Source organism: Aquabacterium sp., assembly GCF_050725395.1.
Lineage (GTDB): Bacteria > Pseudomonadota > Gammaproteobacteria > Burkholderiales > Burkholderiaceae_C > Aquabacterium.
Genome location: NZ_JBOHHL010000080.1, coordinates 1 through 3,199, shown reverse-complemented (window position 1 = coordinate 3,199; position 3,199 = coordinate 1). Strand labels below are relative to the sequence as shown.

Below are 3,199 nucleotides of genomic sequence, written 5' to 3'. Positions count from 1 at the left end.
CTCCCGCACGACCCATGGCGCCCAGGAATGCATCGATGGCTGCCGCCTGCTGGCGAGGATTGTCGGCGCCGGTTCAATCTTGACCCACCCTGCCGGCTGAACTTTGACCCGGGGATGGACGCCGGCATCGTGGATGCCGACGGTGGATAACTGTATCGCTTTCCTCCTTTCTTGCTCGTTGTTCGGTGCGCTCTGACGCGCGGGGGAAGACGCGAAGGGCGTAGCCCGTAGCGGCTTTCCCCGCGCGCGGCATCGTCGTTCAGCTGTCGTCTGGCGACGATGCCTTGGCCTCCTGGCGCTCCTGCTCCCGAGCGCGGATGCGCTTCTTCGTGCTGGCCGTGGCGTGCGTGATGCGGTAGCTTTCGTTCCCGGTCTCCACGATGTGGCAGTGGTGCGTGAGCCGGTCCAGCAATGCGGTGGTCATCTTCGGGTCGACGAACACGCTGGACCACTCCGCGAAGTCCAGGTTGGTCGTCACCACCACGCTGGTGTGCTCGTAGAGCTTGGAGAGCAGGTGGAACAGCAGCGCCCCGCCGGCCTGGCTGAAGGGCAGATACCCCATCTCGTCCAGGACCACCGCGTCCAGGCGCAGCAGGCTGCTGGCGATGCGCCCAGCCTTGCCTTGCGCCTTCTCCTGCTCCAGCGCGTTGACCAGGTCCACCGTCGAGTAGAAGCGCACGCGCTTGCCATGCTGCGTGATGCCCGCCACGCCGATGGCCGTCGCCAGGTGGCTCTTGCCGGTACCGGGTCCGCCCACGAACACGACGTTGTGCGCCGCATCGGTGAAGTCCAGCGCGGCCAGTTGCAGCACCAGCTTGCGATCCACCGGCGAGACCTCGAAGTCGAACCCGGCGAGGTCCCGATGCACCGGGAACTTCGCGGCGTTCATCTGGTGGCTGACCGAGCGTGTGGCTCGCTCGGTCGTCTCGGCGCGCAGCATCTGCTCGACCAGCCAGCGTGATCCGTCCAGCTCGGCATTGTTCTGCTCGATCAGATCGGCCCAGGTCCCCGCCATGCCGTGCAGGCGCAGCGCCTTGAGTTCGGCAATCACATCACGCGTCATGACCGACCTCCCGGATTGCGCTCAGGTCGCGAAGTCGGTCGTAGCGCGCCGTGTCCGCAATCGGCGGCGTCAGCACCTGCAGCACGGTGACGACGTTGGCCGGCCGCGGCGCCGCGTTCAGCCTCGCCAGCACGTTGATCACATGCTCGACGCTCACGCGCCCAGATGGCGTGCCGCTCTCCAGTGCCAGCTCCACGGCCACCAGCACCGCCTCCAGGCCCGCCGCCGGCACCAGTGCCAGGACCTTGGCCATGACACGGTCACCGCCGCTCTCGCGCAGCAAGCCGCGGCGCAGGCGCTGCAATGCCTCTGGCAGGTCCGCGAACGGCGCTCCGTTGCGCAACGCCCCCGGCTTCCTCTGTACCAGCGGGATGTAGTGCTGCCAGTCATAGCGGGTCTTGCCCTTGTCGGCGAGCCTTGCGTGATCGCTCACCACGGCGTCGTCAGCGACGATCTTCACCCGCGTGGGGTACAGGTGCGTGCTGACCATCCGGCCGGCCAGCTCGCACGGCACCGAGTAGCGGTTGCGCCCCACCGACACCAGGCAGGTGCTGGAGACGCGTGCCGCCTCCTCGACGTAGCCATCGAAGGGGGTCGGCATCGGCATCAACTGCAGCCTCTCGTGCTCGAGCATCTCGGCCACGCTGAACTGCTTGTGCTCGGGATGCCTCACCTCTTCCCAGAGCGCCCGGCAGCGCTCGCCCAGCCACGCGTTGAGCTCGTCGAAGCTGGCGAAGCGCCGCTCCCGCGCGTCGATCCAGATGCGCCGGCGGCTGTCCTGCACGTTCTTCTCGACGACTCCTTTCTCCCAGCCCGAGGCCACGTTGCAGAAGTCGGGGTCGTACAGGTAATGCGCACACATCACCGCGAAGCGCGCGTTGACGGTGCGCCCCTTGCCCTTGTGCACCTTGTCTACGGCGGTGCGCATGTTGTCGTAGATGCCGCGCCGGGCCACCCCGCCCAGGGCCGCGAACGACCGCGTGTGCGCATCGAACAGCATCTCGTGACCCTGGCTCGGGTACGCCACCAGCCAGAACGCCCGGCTCGCGCACAGCTTCATGTGCGACACCTGCAGCTTGCGGTAGATGCCCCCGATCACCAGCGGCTCGTCGCTCCAATCGAACTGGAACGCCTCGCCCATTTCGAAGGCCAGAGGCACGAATGCCTTGCCCACTACGACGCCACCTTGCTGCGCCCGCCAGGCACGGATGAAGTCCGTCAGCTGGGTATAGCCGCCTTCGTACCCCGCGTCGGCAATCTGCTTGAGAAGCGCCTTGGCGGTGCGCCGCTCCTTCCTGGGCCGACGCGCATCGGCCAGCAACGCCATCTTCACTGTCTCAATGAACGCCGACAGCTTCGTCGTCGCCGCCTTGCGTCGGTACTTCGGAGGCGACGCCACCGGCGTGCGCAGGTACTTCCTCACCGTATTGCGCGACAAGCTCGTGGCCCTCACGATCTCGCGCACCGACTTCTTCTCGCGGTGGTGCATCCGCAGGACCTTGCCAATCATGGCCATAGTGATCACTCCTGATACCCCACCGCTTAAAAAAGCAGCAGGGTAGGCTGAACACCCGGGTCAAATTTGAAGCGGCACAACCCTCACAGGTGGGTCAATTTTCGGCCGGCGCCAACACTTCTTTGAATCCTTCGAGACCGAGCACCCCGGCTATCACCACCAGGAACTGGCCTGGAAGCGGCTGTCCAGCCAGCACTATGCAGCAAGCACGCTGGTGGCCACCGGAACGGGTTCGGGCAAGACCGAGTGCTTTCTCTTTCCGCTGCTGGACCACTGTGCACAGGCGCGTGTCGCCGGTGAGGCCGGCATCAAGGCACTCGTCATCTACCCGATGAACGCCCTGGCTACCGACCAGGCACGCCGCATTGCGGCGCTGGTCGCGCAGGTGCCTGCTTTCGCCGGTCTGCGCGTCGGCCTGTACGTGGGTGGCAATGCGGGCAAACCGGGCGAGGGCATGGTGATGACGCCCACCAGCGTTATCACCGACCGCGACACAATGCGCAAGCATCCGCCGGACATCTTGCTGACCAACTACAAGATGCTGGACTACCTGATGCTGCGGCCTAAGGACCGCCAGCTCTGGGCCCAAAACGAGCCGACCACGCTGCGCTATGTGGTCG

The 3,199-nt window shown here is 65.9% G+C and carries 3 protein-coding genes; 1 reads left to right on the top strand and 2 read right to left on the bottom strand.

The window, feature by feature from the left end; all coding sequences use genetic code 11:
* Nucleotides 1-259: 259 nt before the first annotated feature.
* Both istB and istA read right to left on the bottom strand, forming a co-directional pair.
* Nucleotides 260-1,063: an IS21-like element helper ATPase IstB gene (gene istB / locus ACREB4_RS21145; protein WP_431590213.1), complete on the bottom strand. Its 804-nt coding sequence runs from the start codon at nt 1,061-1,063 to the stop codon at nt 260-262.
* Nucleotides 1,053-2,579, bottom strand: a complete 1,527-nt coding sequence (gene istA / locus ACREB4_RS21140; RefSeq protein WP_431590212.1) for an IS21 family transposase — start codon at nt 2,577-2,579, stop codon at nt 1,053-1,055. Before istA ends, istB begins: the two co-directional genes overlap by 11 nt.
* A 214-nt stretch (nt 2,580-2,793) precedes the next feature.
* Here istA and ACREB4_RS21135 point away from each other — a divergent pair.
* The coding region (locus ACREB4_RS21135; RefSeq protein WP_431590211.1) for a DEAD/DEAH box helicase at nt 2,794-3,199 on the top strand (406 nt) is incomplete at its 3' end.

Bases quoted from the DNA above. Each gene is read 5' to 3' on its own strand.
- istA (WP_431590212.1), bottom strand. From the start codon at position 2,579: ATGGCCATGATTGGCAAGGTCCTGCGGATGCACCACCGCGAGAAGAAG.
- istB (WP_431590213.1), bottom strand. From the start codon at position 1,063: ATGACGCGTGATGTGATTGCCGAACTCAAGGCGCTGCGCCTGCACGGC.